Here is a 14,485-nt window from a genome sequence, read left to right as displayed (position 1 = left end):
TTGAAGAAAATAGCGTGAGCCTGACAGGACGTCAGGCTAGCTTTCGTTGGCCAGGGATGGCCTATCGGAAGCGTTAGCATTTTCGAATAAGTCCGAAGACGGTTACAAATGAAGTTAAAAGCTGGATAAATCCCCATGGCGACCTTTTCGCAGCCGTTATTTTGTAAATCGCGAAAATGTTGCGGGGCGGCTGGGCTAATTCATTTATAAAGAGTAAAGAGGGAATAGCCGTTGATTTCCTCTTGGTCTGGTGTGGGCGAAGCGCCACGATGTTAGTAACCATAAGCCATAAAAACTAACTCAACCATTCTTAACGCGCTTACTATTTTTAAGTTTCTTCTTTGATTTTGTTAGCATATTTACCAAAGACTTTACCCGTTGTAGCCCACACCATAACACCACCCCAAGCGATAAAAGAAAGACCTGCTGGGATACAAGCTAACAAAATATATTTAAAATGTTTTCTATTAAAGATTAACGAAAGAAGTGCTGGGAGAAACCAAAGAATAAGTCCTCCTATAACTAACGCCGCCATAAACATAGAATTGTCACTAGCCAATATTTTATCAATAAAATCCATTTACTTAATCCTTTTTAAATCGATAAGTGTTACTCGTGTTTAAACATAACGCAGCGTAGAAAAATCGTCCTATGCCAGTTTTATTAGATCTTTTTCCATGCCCCATTTACACTGAACTCACATCAGCGCAAACAATAACAATTTAGCAACATTATATTAATCATTGCAGAATATGCAACTAAAACAGCAACAAGACCTTATTAGCCGCGGGCCATAGAAAGAACAGTAAATCAAACAAAAAAGCTGGATCCCGGCTCACAATCATTACCGGGATGACGAGATAAGAAATCGACTATGCCGCCGCGACGGAATAAAGTCTTACTTTCTTACTTTATCCAGCGCACCGCAAACTGCATTAATGCCTAAAATAGCCCTTGGGGTAGCCCGATGAAGTAAATCGGCATCAAACTGATATATATGGTGATTTTTTACTGCGGGTAGCTCAGGCCAGTCAGACCAATTGATACCTAAAATATTGCCTTCATCCTGGCTTTGTAAGATAACTTCAGCATCGGTTAGTAACACATTTTCAATGCTGATTTGTGGGTATTCACTTGCTGCGTCAAAAAACACATTATCACCATGGCAGACCTCAATCAGGTTTTGGATCCAACTGCCTTTAGCAACTGTCATCAGCGGCGTTGACCATAATTGATAGAACACTTTAACGGCCGGCTTAGTTTGATTTTGCAGGGTAATATCAGCTAATTGCTGACGATAATCATCTGCCACTTGTTTGGCTTTAGCGCTATGGCCGGTTAACTTGCCGAGCAGCTCAAGATCTGTCGCGATGTCGGCTAAGTGTTTAGGGTCGCTATTAAACAGGGTAAAACCTAAATCGCGTAACTGTTTAATGTCCTCCATTTTGTTGCCACTTTGCCACACCACAATTAAATCAGGGTTGAGCTCAATCACTCGCTCGATTTGAATACCATAATAGCCACCAATACTGGGGATATCTTTAGCCGCTTCAGGGAAATCAGCATAATCTGTGGTCGCCACAATCGACTCACCAGCGCCAATAGCAAATAGCATTTCAACCCCATGGGGCGATAAAGCAATAATCCGTTTAGCCGGCGGCTTATCTTGTAAATCATCTGTGGCCGTCGATGCTGCCGCGGGTAAAACAGGTGATACAGACGATAGTCCTATCACTGTGATGAGCAATAACAATACACGTAGCAAAATACTTTCCTTAATCGAAATGGTTTTTAATGGTGATGATTAACACGAGCAATTGAATGATGTTTTTACCGTTTATTGCGCCAGCTTGTCGGGCCAACCATGCTTATCGATGTAATCGACTAAATTTTTCGGTCGATAATTGCTGTCATTCAACCAGCGTGTTTTAACCGACTGATGTAATAATATTGGCACTAACTCTGGGTCTAGCGATCGTATAAAGCGTTTTTTAACTCGATAAAAGCTACGATATGAATCTTGAATATCCGCCATTGGATTAGGCAATAACGCATCGGCTAAATGTAACTCCACCGTCAAATTAGCCGTTCGCGCTTGGCTTATCATCCACTGTAACGCAATATCAGATAAGGTACTGCCGTCGTCATTAGGTGCAACACTACCACCAATATTACTATGGGCGCCGATAAACCAAACCTGTTGTATGTCTATACTGGTTCGAGGGGCCCAAATGGTTGGCTCAAAATCGCTGCGATGTTCATCTAGTGCAAGTGCATGACGAGCCACTTTGACATTACGGCCTAATTTCGCATCATAAAACTCATCTTTGTCTTCAAACAAACCGAGAAACGACAGCGGGATCCCCATAGCACCAACAGTATCCCACACGCCAACAAAGGCCACTTCACGTGAAGGATGTGAATGTTGCTGACGAAACTGCACCGAGCGCTCACCATCTGGGGAAAAAGGTTGAGTTTTCATTTTATAGTGGTCGAACGCTTGTTGAATAAGCTTTGCATCTGGGCGAGTAACAATACCGCAATTATTAATCAGGCCACACAAACAGCGAACGGTATAAGCGCCACGGCTAAAACCGAATAGATAAATGTCATCACCAGGCGAGTAGTTTTGTACGATATAGCGATAAGCATCCATAATATTTTTATGCAGCCCACGACCAGTTGCGCCGCCGATAACAGAATCATAATACGAGCCGATTCCCCAATCGTAAAACACCTGCTGTGGCACACCGTCATCCGCAATGGGTTTGATAGCCCTAGCAAGCTTAAGCACATTAGTGGCGTGATCTTTTTCAAGATCCTTTTCTGGCCGATTCCAGGTACCATCGGCACAAATAACAATACGTTTTTTCATATCAATCCTTGACACCCAGCATGAACAATAGATGAAGCATAATAGACTAAATGCCTATTTTCACCATCGGAAAAATAACCAATACTCGAAAGTTCACTTAAGTCGATTCGAGTAACTGACCATGATAACAGCAGAACAAAGTGTATTAATGATTGTAGACGTACAAGGCAAACTAGCCCAAGTTATGCAGCAATCAGCTCAACTACACCAAAAACTTGCAGTATTAATTCAAGGTGCGCAACTATTTGATATTCCTATTATTTGGTTAGAACAATTACCCGATAAATTAGGTCCCACCAGCGAAGAGATCGCACAATTATTAACAAAAACAAGCAAACCCATCGCTAAAGAGCACTTTAGTGCTTGGCATTGTGACGAAGTAAAACAACAACTCAAAAGATTAAACCGTAATAAGGTTATCCTTGCGGGTATTGAAACCCACGTGTGCGTTTATCAAACCTGTAAAGACTTACTGGACAACGACTATCAAGTGCACCTTGTTGCCGATGCGGTTTCTTCAAGGGGGACAGACAACAAAGTGCTTGGAGTACAAATGATGCTTAATGATGGCGCCCAACTGACCAATGTTGAATCATTACTGTTTGAACTTCAGCATGTCGCCCAAGGTGAACGCTTTAAGGCACTACTTAAATTGATAAAGTAGCCATAAGTTATCAGTATGGGTATGATGTTAAAATAATTATAACAATAACATCATACCGCTATGCACCTATTTGATCGGCCCATCATTATTTTATCTGCGCCCCGCTCAGGCAGCACTTTGTTGTTCGAGGTGTTATCAAAAAGCCAGTCAATATTCACTATTGGTGGTGAAAGCCATGCGCTGATAGAAACCATCCCCAAGTTGAATATTGCCTACCGTAAATTTAGTTCTAATGCTTTAAGTGAGCAGGATATTGATGATGATTTACGACAGTTGTTATTACAACGCTTTAGCGATGCACTTCAAGATAGCCAGGGCAATAAGCTCAAAAGTGATAGTGATAAGAGTATTCGTTTTTTAGAAAAAACCCCCAAGAATAGTTTGCGGGTAGATTTTTTTAATGCGCTATTTCCTGATGCGCTATTTATCTATCTCGTCAGAGAACCCAAAGAAAATATCAGCAGTATTATGCAAGCTTGGCGCTCGAATAAGTTTGTTACTTATCCTAATTTACCGGGATGGGATAAACATAACTGGTCGCTACTGCTTCCAGAAAAATGGCAACAGCTTAATCGCCAGTCGTTAGCGTCCATTGCCGCATTTCAATGGCAAGCCGCTAATGAAGCGATTATGGATTCGTTGCAAAAGATCGACAGCAATCGCTGGTGCATGGTGTCTTACGATCAATTAATTGCAGACCCTGCGAAAACCGTTAAGCAACTCTGTCAATTTACCGCTACAGATTTCGACCCAGCCTTAGCGCAATTATGCAGCAAGCCATTAGCGCATTCTCGCTACACTATATCGACCCCAAAACCAGATAAGTGGCTCGAAAATTACCATGATATTGCCAAAATTTGGTCAAGTACTTGTACAACACTGAACAAAATCAATCATCATTTACGCCAGCGCGGCCATCCAATATATGACACTCAATGGCAGCAACACGACATTGCTAAGCCTGTAGCGCTGGCTCCGGAACCCACAAAGAAAGTGTTAGCTCAGCCAAACGATCAAAATGTGTCTCGCAACAGTCCCTGCCCTTGTGGTTCGGGCAAACGATTTAAGCAATGTCATGGTCAATTACATTAGCCAAAAAGCGCCAGCATTTGTAAATAGCCAGCAGAACGGGTAAAAATACCTGTGTAGAAAATCATAACGGTAAGCGCCGCATTACAGAGAGCCCAATAATGAAGTTACCTCATGAGTTTTATCAATTACCTTTTAGCTTTGATGTCGGTCAATTAACCAAAGAAATCGAGCAATTTACCGGATCAGACTGGGTCACTCATCATGAAGGTTTTCAGGGTAATTCGGCCATTCCGTTAATCTCGGTCAATGGCGAGTTTAACAATGACTTTAAAGGGCCAATGCAGCCCACTGCGGCGTTAGAAAAAAGCCCTTACATCAAACAAATACTCGCTTCATTTGGTGAGGTACTCAGTCGTTCGAGATTAATGCGCTTAGCACCCGGTGCAAAAGTGCCACTGCATTCAGACATTAACTACCATTGGTATAAACGCGTTCGAGTGCATATTCCGATTACCACCACCGAACAAGTGCAGTTTTTTTGTCATGATAAACAAGTGCATATGGGCGCCGGTGAGTGTTGGATTTTCGACTCGTGGAAGCTTCACAAAGTAGAGAACAACAGCGACCAATATCGCGTTCATTTGGTAGTTGATTTGGCAGGGTCAAGTCAATTTTGGCGAACGGTATTTAAGCACTCACGTTCAATCGCAGATAATCAATCAACAGCATTAAACAGTCAATTCGTCGGTTTTAACCCAGACTTGGCAGCAAGCTTGATCACAGAGCAATTTAATGCCCCCATTATCATGCCTGTGGCAGAGGTTGAATACTTAACCAATGAGTTGTTAGCTGAGGTCAAACACAATCCTGATAATAGGCTTGCAGAAGTGAATGCATTTTCGTTATTGATAGCTGAGTATGTTGCCGATTGGCGCATGTTGTGGCTGCAATATGAGTGCACTAAAGCCGGTTGGCCGCATTATCATGCGCTACGTGAACAAACCATGATAAAAGCACTACAATGCGCTAAATCACTGCAACTGACCCATTCTGGTTCAGCGGTTAAAGCGTTCGAACAATTGGTTATCGTGGCGTGTATGAATGTTGAACTTAGTGAGCCATTGGCAACGCGTAAACAAGCTATTGCTTCACCAAAAACCTCTCAAGTAAGAGCTAATTCAGCGCCAAAAACAGCGGTAACCAAATCCAGCGATCCGATGATTGAATCTATGATTGCACCGCCATCACGCAATAGCCCTTGCCCTTGCGGCAGTGGCGAGCGCTATAAAGCATGTCACGGTAAGATGAGTTAATAAGACGAAGATCTGCTTAGGTTTGTCTGAAAAGTTACAGAAATGGCGCCCTTAGGCGCCATTTCTGTAGCATCAACCAAACGATGGTGTTTTAGCTTGTGGCAATGCCTTACCCCAAGTTCAGATTAACCAAAAAATTGCTGTGCGGCTTTTTTCGCAATGGCATCCAACTCGGCGATGGGCTCAGGTATAAAAGCTTGATACTTGTCTGCCTGACCAATTGCCTTAGGATTCATAGGCTGCCTAACTTGGCTGGCGCTGGGCGTTAACACCGCACGCTCAGACTCATAAAAGGTAAAACATTGCGCTTGAGTCGTTAACTCACAGTAATCCAATATGCGTTGAATTTGTGACTCTGGCTCACGCACTAATTGCTCAAAACAAACATGTAAAATCTCATTAGGGTACAACCTATCCCAATGTTGCATGATGTCTAAATAATGTTGCCAGTAACTTGAAATACCCGCAAACGAATACGAATAGTCATGGCCAAAACTGAAAAACTGCTTAAATACACTCAAGCCATTGTCGACTGTATTACGTACCACATTGATTATTTTTGCTTGAGGAAATAAGGTTTTAATTAGCCCTATGTGTAAAAAGTTATTTGGGTTTTTATCGATTACATACGTTGGTGCATCGCTAAAGTAATGATTCACTTCAGCTAAATACCGTTGGCGGAATTGATCAATATGGCTAGCTGAAAGCTGACTTAATCTAGCCTGATAACCACCCGACATATCCATCTGCAGCGCAAAGCGTTCCATAAACGGTAACTCATCGGTAGCGCCAACATCGCTATGGCACGCCAAAATTTGCTCGACTAAGGTGGTACCAGAACGAGGCATACCAACGATAAAAATCGGTGTTTGGCTAGCCGCTGGCGAGCGATTAATATGTGGCGATGGTGTATGCCCAAGTAGCGACAACACAATACTGGCAAACTGGGTTTGTTTAAACGGTCGGTGAAGCGCCATGATTTGATTGGCTAATAACATCGACTCACACGCTTTCTCTATTTGCTGTGTTTGCTCGTAGGCTTTACACAAAGCAAAATACACCAGCGCTTGATTTTGTTTGCTTAACGACTCATCGGTTACAAAACCTTGTAATAAGCTCAAATCATCAGTGCTGAAACGATACTGCTTTAAATCAGCCAAACTCCAGTAGCCGACCCCCACTTGCGTTGGGCTTAATTGAATATATTGCTGATAAAAATTGGCTGCTTTTTCTGTATCGCCTTTGGCTTTATAGATATGACCCAAATTAAGCTGCACAGCGGGTTCAGCAAAATCATTTGCCACACACCATTGAAAACATTGTTCCGCTAAGGTCATATCGCCAACTTTAGTCGCGACCAGTCCGAGTTTATAACGGCATTTTGCGTCCTGTGGTAACAAATTAATTAACTGTTCTAAATAAGCTTTAGATAAGAAAAAGTCTTGTTTTACTTCAGCTATAGTCAGCAGCCCCATTAATACTGATACCGTATTCGGTTTAATGGATGCTGCACTGATAAAATAGCTCTCTGCTTGTGCATATTGTTGTTGCTGTAAATGAATATGACCTAGTATGGCTAAGGCTCCGACGTGTTTATCATCGCGCTTAACCACTTTACGAGCATACATTCTGGCCGACGAATAATTTTTTGATTGAAACAGCGATTCCGCTTGGCTCAAATATTGGTCAATAATACTCAAACGAGGGTCCTTTTTATTATAATTAATCCACTATTGTCGACTAAATCTAAGCTCAATCACTTGCCTTAATCACTTAGTTCAATCAGTTCTGTTTCAGTAGAATAACATAAATATCATCAGAATCTTGAGGCAACAAACAGTACCTAAAACCAACCTGAATTAGTGAACGAAATAATTAACTTAAGCGTACAATGACCATATAGATTTCCCCGTTCACCCGACAAGAGTGAGTTTTGATGAAAAATAATGAAGCCAAAGTACCAACCAGCCGTCTATCTCGATTATCAAAAATGGGTGGGCTGGCTTCACGTTTAGCGGGTAACGTGCTGCTTGAAGGCGCCAAACAATTTAGCCAAGGTAAGTCGCCATCAATGCAGCAACTGATGATGACCCCCCAAAATATTGGCCATGTGGCCGATAAACTGTCGCAACTACGCGGCGCGGCCATGAAAGTGGGCCAAATGTTGTCAATGGATGCCGGAGACTTAGTGCCTCCTGAATTGGCAGAAATATTGGCTAAGCTGCGCTCTGACGCTAAGGCCATGCCACACAAACAATTAACCCAGTTATTAGTTGAGCATTGGGGCAGCGATTGGATTGCACCGTTTGCCCAATTTGAATTACGCCCTTTTGCTGCGGCATCAATTGGCCAAGTACATTTAGCCTATTTAGATACGGGCGAAAAACTGGCGATAAAAATTCAATACCCAGGTATTCGAGACAGCATCGACAGCGATATCGACAACGTGGCCAGCTTATTAAAAGTCTCGCGGTTAATTCCCGCTAACGTAAAACTCGATACCTTACTCGCTGAAGCAAAAGTGCAGTTGCACAACGAAGCGGACTATCACTTTGAAGCTGAGCAAGTTGCACTTTATCAGCAACAACTGGGCGATAACCCTCACTTCATCGTGCCTAAAGTTTACCCAAAATTGAGTAACAACAGCATTTTATGTATGCAATTTGTTGAAGGCGTGGCGATTGAGTCATTAACCGAATCATCACAAGCAGTGCGCGACCAAATCGCAACGTTACTAATGGAATTGTGCTTTAAAGAGCTATTTGAGTTTAAATTGCTCCAGTCAGATCCTAATTTTGCCAATTTTCAGTACCAAGCAGACACTCAAAAAATCGTCCTATTTGACTTTGGCGCCACCCGCACCATTAGCGACACATTATCGCAAGGTTATCTGCAACTGATGCAAGGTGCGATTGTTGATGATAAACAACAAATGACACAAGCAGCACAACAGATCGGCTTTTTTCAAGACGCCATCGACCCACAACAGAAACAGCTAATTATTGATATTTTCTACCAAGCTTGTGAGCCACTGCGCTTTGATGGTGAATACGATTTTGCTCAAAGCAGTTTAGCTAAACGTATCACTCAGGCAGGTAAAGCCATGAGCACCCAACAAGATGAATGGCATACCCCACCTACTGATGCCATTTTTATTCATCGTAAATTAGCAGGTATGTATTTACTCGCGGCAAAGCTAAAAGCCAAAGTAAACGTCGCTAAATTATTTTCTGTTTATCAAACTCAAATCGGTAAAAAAAATGTGTAACATGTCTACTTAATCTTTATTTTACTCGCCATTTACCATGGCATATATGGACATAGTTATGATTAACCTTACCTTTCACCGCTCATGGCGCATCATGGGCGTAGTTGCATTAATGCTCTGCTTACCCAGTTATGGCCATGAAGCAGAAAAAACAACAAACCAAACCGTAAAACCTAGCCTTGAAGGCCAGCTGACTGTATCAAAACTTGCTGATGGAGTGTATTTACATCACTCCTATATGAATGTCAGCAATTTCGGCTTAGTCGAAGCGAACGGCCTTGTTGTGGTTGAAGATAAACAGGCCTATATTATCGATACGCCTTGGACCGACAGCGATACGGCAAAGCTTCTTGACTGGATTGCCCAGCAAGGATTTACCCCAGTTGCCAGTATTTCAACTCATTCCCATCAAGATCGTGCTGGCGGTATCGGTTACCTTAACAGCCAAAGCATTGCGACCACAGTATCTGAAACAACCCAGAAGATTTTAGCTAAAAATGCTAAACCTATCGCTAAAAACACCTTTGGCGGCACACAATACATAATGAAAACGGATTTAGTTGAAGTATATGATCTTGGTGCCGGACATACCGAAGATAACCTTGTGGTATGGCTACCCGCACAAAAAATATTATTTGGCGGATGTTTAATCAAATCGCTGAATTCAAGCGTATTGGGTTATACAGCCGAAGCAGACATGCAAGCTTGGCCATTAACGGTTGCCAAGGTACAAGCCCAATTCCCTCAGGTGAAAATGGTAGTACCCGGTCATGGAAGGGTTGGGGATAAAGCATTGCTGACCCACACCATCGCATTACTGAACAACTTAAGCATTTAACATCAAAAAGATAAATCTATTGCGTCGATATGCGATAGCTTATTAACCATTGAGTTCAATTGAACTCGCACAAGGAGAGTTACCATGTTTAGTCACGTTATGATCGGCGTTAATGATATTGATACATCAAAAAAATTCTATGATGCGATTTTAGGTGCATTAGGCCATGCTCCAGGACAAATTGATCCTAAAGGTCGTTGTGTATACATGACAAAGACGGGGATTTTCATACTCACTAAACCGATTAACGGTGAGCCAGCATGCCATGGTAATGGCACAACAATTGGTTTTGCTGCAGAAACACCAGCGTTAGCAGATGCATGGCATGAGGCCGGTTTAGTCAATGGTGGCACCGCGTGTGAAGATGCTCCGGGTATTCGACCTGGCCCTGCATTTGATTTATACCTTGCTTACCTTCGCGATCCAGATGGTAACAAGATGTGCGCCTTACACAGAGTGGCAAAGTAATCGTCGCTAAGCATTAACCACTATATGGGTGACGTGATTGTACTTCGCCCATTTTTATTTAAATATCAGTGTAAATATCAATTAGCTGACTAATTAATCGATTCAAATACAATCAAAATCCGAAGCTAACATGCCAATATTTATTAGCAACGGTTTTTTATGGTTACTCCCTTGTGCTCTCTTTTACAGCTAAAATAATTCCATTCCATATACCTCGAACACTTATAGATGCACCAAATAGTACAACAAGGTAAAATAATGGCCCTTTGGTGTAGTGAGTGTGTTTTTGATGTCTGTTAACGACCCGTGTTTTATTCCTTTCAATGATGCAATGGCTTTCAATAACACGCTTGCCGAACAAGGGTTACCTGACTCTTTCACCTTCCCGTTTTATTATCAACCTCATCCAATATGTTTACTGGCTGCAAAGCAGTTGCAGCAGGAGTTACTTGAGGCGAATCCTTGGGGACATAATTTTGGCTTAGACAGCGAAAATGATCGCGGCATGGTGATTGGTAAAATGTTTGGTGTATTAGTGGTGAAGAATGCACACGGGCAACTTGGTTTTTTAGCGGCTTTTTCGGGTAAGTTAGCCGACAACAATATCTTACCGCCGTTTGTGCCACCAGTGTTTGATATGCTGACCCAAGACAGTTTTTTTAGCGCTGAAAATAAACAGATTAACCACATTAATCTGTCGATTAGTCAGCAAGAAGCAAATCCATTGCTGGCAACATTAACCGCGACGTTAGTTGCGCAACAACACCAAGCGGAAAGTGAACTAGAGCAGCAACGTAACGCAATAGTTGAAGGCCGCAAGCTGCGTAAGCTGCAACGTGAGCAAGCAGATGATGCATTAGCGCAAGCAAGCATCAGTGACGATACCCATAGAACATTGTCTATCGAGTTAAGCCGTCAAAGTGTGCAGCAAAAGCATCAGCTAAATGCGTTAAAGCAACAGTGGCAGACTCAAGTTGAAGCCACTAAAATGGCATTAGATACGCTTCAATTACAAATCAAACAGCTTAAACGTCAGCGCAAACAACTTTCAAATGGATTGCAAAAAAAGCTGTTTGCTCAATATCAGTTTTTAAATGTCTTAGGTGAAGCACGAGATTTAAACGATATTTTCAATGATGCACCTAATCATTTACCACCAGCAGGTGCAGGCGAATGTGCGGCACCTAAGTTACTGCAATACGCATTTACACATCAATTTACTCCAATTGCGATGGCAGAGTTTTGGTGGGGCTCATCGCCAAAATCTGAGATAAAACAGCACAAAAACTACTACCCGGCTTGTCACGGAAAATGCCGACCTATTCTGACTCACATGCTAAAAGGCATGCAAGTTGATGATGATCCACTGTTGATTAATCCGGGTAAAGATCAGCACATTGATATTATTTATCAAGATGATGCGATGGTGATTATTAACAAGCCTGCTGAATTGTTATCGGTACCGGGTAAAAATATCACCGACTCGGTGTTTAGTCGTATGCAGCAGCTATTTCCCACGGCGACAGGGCCGCTGATTGTTCATCGCTTAGATATGTCGACCTCAGGCCTAATGGTGATTGCACTCACCAAAGAAGCTAACAAAGCTCTACAACAGCAGTTTATTCAACGCAGTGTCACTAAACGTTATATCGCGCTAATTGAGGGTGTACCAAGTCAAGATGAGGGCGATATTAGTTTGCCATTGCGGGTGGATTTGGACGATCGTCCGAAGCAGCTAGTGTGTTATGAGCATGGCAAACATGCCGAGACGCATTGGCAAGTTTATCAACGTCAAAGACAGCGCACTTTAGTATATTTGTACCCTAAAACCGGGCGAACCCATCAATTACGCATGCATTGTGCCCATCACGATGGTTTGCACATGCCAATAGTCGGTGATGATTTATACGGCATCGCCACCAACCGTTTGCATTTACACGCCCAATATTTAGCGCTTACTCATCCGCTGACTGGCGAAGATATGGTGTTTGAAACGAAAGCCGATTTTGAATAATCATCATATGAAAATAGAGACAACATCAGTAAAAGTATCTAAAGACACTTTTACTGATCTACTCGAACACACTGAGTATTAAGTGATTGGTTGCTTTAATACTACAACTTAAAGCTACTGACCTCTTGTTGTAGTGATGCAGCTAAATGAGCCAATTTCTGTGCTTGTGTCATTGAGGTTTTCGCTTCAATTGACAAGTTTTCCGATACTTCGCGAATAGATTCCGTATTACGGTTTATCTCACTTGTCACTGAGGTTTGTTCTTCTGCTGCCGTGGCAATTTGACTCGCCATATCTGAAATCTCATTAATCGCTTTAGTGATCTGCAATAAACTCTCACTAGCCGAATTAGCATCCGATACGCTGGTTTCAGCCATTTCACGGCTTTGTGTCATTGACTTAACAGCTTTTTCCGCCGTTTTTTGTAGGGTCTCAATTGTAGCTTGAATTTCTTGAGTCGATGAATGAGTACGTTGTGATAACACTCGAACTTCATCAGCCACTACAGCAAAACCTCGGCCTTGTTCTCCCGCACGAGCGGCTTCAATCGCAGCATTCAATGCCAATAAATTAGTTTGCTCGGAAATCCCGCTAATGGTTAACAGAATACTGTTAATTTTCTGTGAGTGTTCATTCAAGTCACCAATAATCTGCCCTGCTGTGCTCACTTCTTTGGCTAGACTTCGTATTGATGCTTGGCTTTGCATTACCTGTTTTTGACCGTGGGTTGAAAGCTCTACCGCATCTTGTGCTATGTGTGCTGTATGTTCGGCATTGCTGGCAATCTCTTCGGTAGCACTGGCCATTTCAGTTACGGCTGTGGCGACCATAGTCACTTCATCTTGCTGAATGACAATACGATCGCTATTTTTAACCGCTGATGCACTGCTATCTGTCGCTTGATATTCTAATTGGCCTGCAATTTTATGCATCCGAGAAATCATCCCGTGAATACGTTCAGCAAATTGATTAAAACCAGACGCTAAGCGACCTATTTCATCATGACTGTTGGCGGTTTCAATACGCACGGTTAAATCACCTTCTCCTTCGGCAATATCGTTTAGAGCTTGGGCAACACGTTCAAGATCTTTAAATTGAATTTTAAAAATAACGGTAAGCATTAATCCGAAAAGAATAAGTAAAGTCGCCCCTATCGCAGACATCCACCAAGCGAGAACGGTAGCCGGTGACATAATTTGTTGCTTATCCATTACGAAAATTAATGCCCACTCTGTCGAAGGGATTGCCGCAACATACAAAAGCTTAGTTGTACCATCGAGCTCACGCTCTTCAATACTGTTGGCTTTGGACCTTTGTGCTAACCAACTATTAGTGAATTGTTCATCGACGCTACTGAGTTGTTTATTATTCAATTGACTATGTGGATGGCTGATAATCAGTCCGGTATAGTCAACCATTACAGCGTAACCATCACCCGGAACGTCTAAGCTCTGGACGGCATCGGTTAACTGAACAATGGTTAAGTTAGCGGCGGTAACACCAAACAATTTGCCATTAGCCATCACAGGTGCAGCAATCGTCACAACTTGCTTCTGTAAAGTAGTACTAATATAAGGCGCTGTCATAATCATACTGCCTGCGGCCTTCGCATCTATATACCAAGGTCTTACTCTTGGATCATAACCTGCGGTATTTAATGCAGGATCTTGACGGTACATATTGCCTTGTTCGTCACCAAAATAAGTTAATGCAAAGCCTACAGCGTTGTGAGCTTGGAGTAAAAAAGGCGTGATATTAACAGTTGGGTCAGCTTCAATGGTTTGTTTCAGGCTGGTAATGGCCTGCTTTCTATCTTGCATCCATTCGCCAATTCCTTGAGTAAAGGTCACTGCTAGTTGGTCTATTTCATCTTGGGTATTGGTTAATGCATTATTTCTAATAACATAACTAGATATGCTCACCAACACCACGATAGTGATCAGTACTGCAAAAAGACTGCTAAAAAGCAGACGTGTTTTTAGTGTCGATTGCATGAGCTCTTCCTTTATAATC

The 14,485-nt window shown here is 42.3% G+C and carries 12 protein-coding genes; 7 read left to right on the top strand and 5 right to left on the bottom strand.

What is annotated here, in order from left to right; translation table 11 throughout:
- Positions 1-328: 328 nt before the first annotated feature.
- From H5114_RS08775 to H5114_RS08765, 3 genes are all read right to left on the bottom strand, one after another.
- On the bottom strand, positions 329-580 hold the full coding sequence (locus H5114_RS08775) for a superinfection immunity protein (RefSeq protein WP_124015625.1): 252 nt from the start codon (positions 578-580) through the stop codon (positions 329-331).
- A 318-nt stretch (positions 581-898) separates the two neighbouring features.
- Complete coding sequence (locus tag H5114_RS08770) at positions 899-1,765, bottom strand: cobalamin-binding protein (protein WP_182722725.1); 867 nt, start codon at positions 1,763-1,765, stop codon at positions 899-901.
- A gap of 72 nt (positions 1,766-1,837) precedes the next feature.
- On the bottom strand, positions 1,838-2,875 hold the full coding sequence (locus tag H5114_RS08765; protein WP_182722724.1) for a DUF2235 domain-containing protein: 1,038 nt from the start codon (positions 2,873-2,875) through the stop codon (positions 1,838-1,840).
- A 121-nt stretch (positions 2,876-2,996) separates the two neighbouring features.
- Here H5114_RS08765 and H5114_RS08760 point away from each other — a divergent pair, with 121 nt between their 5' ends.
- The 3 genes from H5114_RS08760 to H5114_RS08750 all read left to right on the top strand — a co-directional run bounded on the left by H5114_RS08760 (position 2,997) and on the right by H5114_RS08750 (position 5,884).
- On the top strand, positions 2,997-3,539 hold the full coding sequence (locus H5114_RS08760; RefSeq protein ID WP_182722723.1) for a hydrolase: 543 nt from the start codon (positions 2,997-2,999) through the stop codon (positions 3,537-3,539).
- Between the two features lie 60 nt (positions 3,540-3,599).
- Positions 3,600-4,631 (top strand): sulfotransferase, encoded by a 1,032-nt coding sequence (locus H5114_RS08755; protein WP_182722722.1) that lies wholly within the window; start codon positions 3,600-3,602, stop codon positions 4,629-4,631.
- A gap of 98 nt (positions 4,632-4,729) precedes the next feature.
- Positions 4,730-5,884 (top strand): aspartyl/asparaginyl beta-hydroxylase domain-containing protein, encoded by a 1,155-nt coding sequence (locus H5114_RS08750; RefSeq protein ID WP_182722721.1) that lies wholly within the window; start codon positions 4,730-4,732, stop codon positions 5,882-5,884.
- Positions 5,885-6,009: 125 nt separating this feature from the next.
- Here H5114_RS08750 and H5114_RS08745 read toward each other — a convergent pair whose 3' ends face one another.
- On the bottom strand, positions 6,010-7,584 hold the full coding sequence (locus tag H5114_RS08745; RefSeq protein WP_124015619.1) for a sulfotransferase: 1,575 nt from the start codon (positions 7,582-7,584) through the stop codon (positions 6,010-6,012).
- A 236-nt stretch (positions 7,585-7,820) separates the two neighbouring features.
- Between H5114_RS08745 and H5114_RS08740 the strand changes: the two genes are divergently transcribed.
- From H5114_RS08740 to H5114_RS08725, 4 genes are all read left to right on the top strand, one after another.
- The gene (locus tag H5114_RS08740; protein WP_182722720.1) at positions 7,821-9,152 is read left to right on the top strand and encodes an AarF/ABC1/UbiB kinase family protein; all 1,332 of its coding nucleotides are present in this window, start codon (positions 7,821-7,823) and stop codon (positions 9,150-9,152) included.
- A 58-nt stretch (positions 9,153-9,210) separates the two neighbouring features.
- Complete coding sequence (blaDIM, locus tag H5114_RS08735) at positions 9,211-9,990, top strand: DIM/SIM/IMP family subclass B1 metallo-beta-lactamase (RefSeq protein WP_182722719.1); 780 nt, start codon at positions 9,211-9,213, stop codon at positions 9,988-9,990.
- Between the two features lie 84 nt (positions 9,991-10,074).
- Positions 10,075-10,458 carry a VOC family protein gene (locus H5114_RS08730; RefSeq protein WP_124015616.1) on the top strand — a complete coding sequence of 128 codons (384 nt, stop codon included), beginning with the start codon at positions 10,075-10,077 and terminating at the stop codon, positions 10,456-10,458.
- Positions 10,459-10,747: 289 nt separating this feature from the next.
- Positions 10,748-12,472 (top strand): pseudouridine synthase, encoded by a 1,725-nt coding sequence (locus tag H5114_RS08725; protein ID WP_182722718.1) that lies wholly within the window; start codon positions 10,748-10,750, stop codon positions 12,470-12,472.
- 101 nt (positions 12,473-12,573) lie between these two features.
- On the opposite strand, the gene H5114_RS08720 is transcribed toward H5114_RS08725, so the two are convergent.
- Entirely contained in the window at positions 12,574-14,466 is a 1,893-nt protein-coding gene (locus tag H5114_RS08720; RefSeq protein WP_182722717.1) for a methyl-accepting chemotaxis protein, read from the bottom strand.
- Between the last annotated feature and the right edge of the window lie 19 nt (positions 14,467-14,485).

Origin of the sequence: Shewanella sp. SR43-8, assembly GCF_014163775.1 — a bacterium.
Taxonomy (GTDB): Bacteria; Pseudomonadota; Gammaproteobacteria; order Enterobacterales; family Shewanellaceae; genus Shewanella; species Shewanella vesiculosa.
Note: the sequence above shows the minus strand (reverse complement) of the source record. Positions and strands in the feature narration are given on the sequence as shown.

Bases quoted from the DNA above. Each gene is read 5' to 3' on its own strand.
- H5114_RS08775 (WP_124015625.1), bottom strand. From the start codon at position 580: ATGGATTTTATTGATAAAATATTGGCTAGTGACAATTCTATGTTTATG.
- H5114_RS08765 (WP_182722724.1), bottom strand. From the start codon at position 2,875: ATGAAAAAACGTATTGTTATTTGTGCCGATGGTACCTGGAATCGGCCA.
- H5114_RS08760 (WP_182722723.1), top strand. From the start codon at position 2,997: ATGATAACAGCAGAACAAAGTGTATTAATGATTGTAGACGTACAAGGC.
- H5114_RS08755 (WP_182722722.1), top strand. From the start codon at position 3,600: ATGCACCTATTTGATCGGCCCATCATTATTTTATCTGCGCCCCGCTCA.
- H5114_RS08750 (WP_182722721.1), top strand. From the start codon at position 4,730: ATGAAGTTACCTCATGAGTTTTATCAATTACCTTTTAGCTTTGATGTC.
- H5114_RS08740 (WP_182722720.1), top strand. From the start codon at position 7,821: ATGAAAAATAATGAAGCCAAAGTACCAACCAGCCGTCTATCTCGATTA.
- blaDIM (WP_182722719.1), top strand. From the start codon at position 9,211: ATGATTAACCTTACCTTTCACCGCTCATGGCGCATCATGGGCGTAGTT.
- H5114_RS08730 (WP_124015616.1), top strand. From the start codon at position 10,075: ATGTTTAGTCACGTTATGATCGGCGTTAATGATATTGATACATCAAAA.
- H5114_RS08725 (WP_182722718.1), top strand. From the start codon at position 10,748: ATGTCTGTTAACGACCCGTGTTTTATTCCTTTCAATGATGCAATGGCT.
- H5114_RS08720 (WP_182722717.1), bottom strand. From the start codon at position 14,466: ATGCAATCGACACTAAAAACACGTCTGCTTTTTAGCAGTCTTTTTGCA.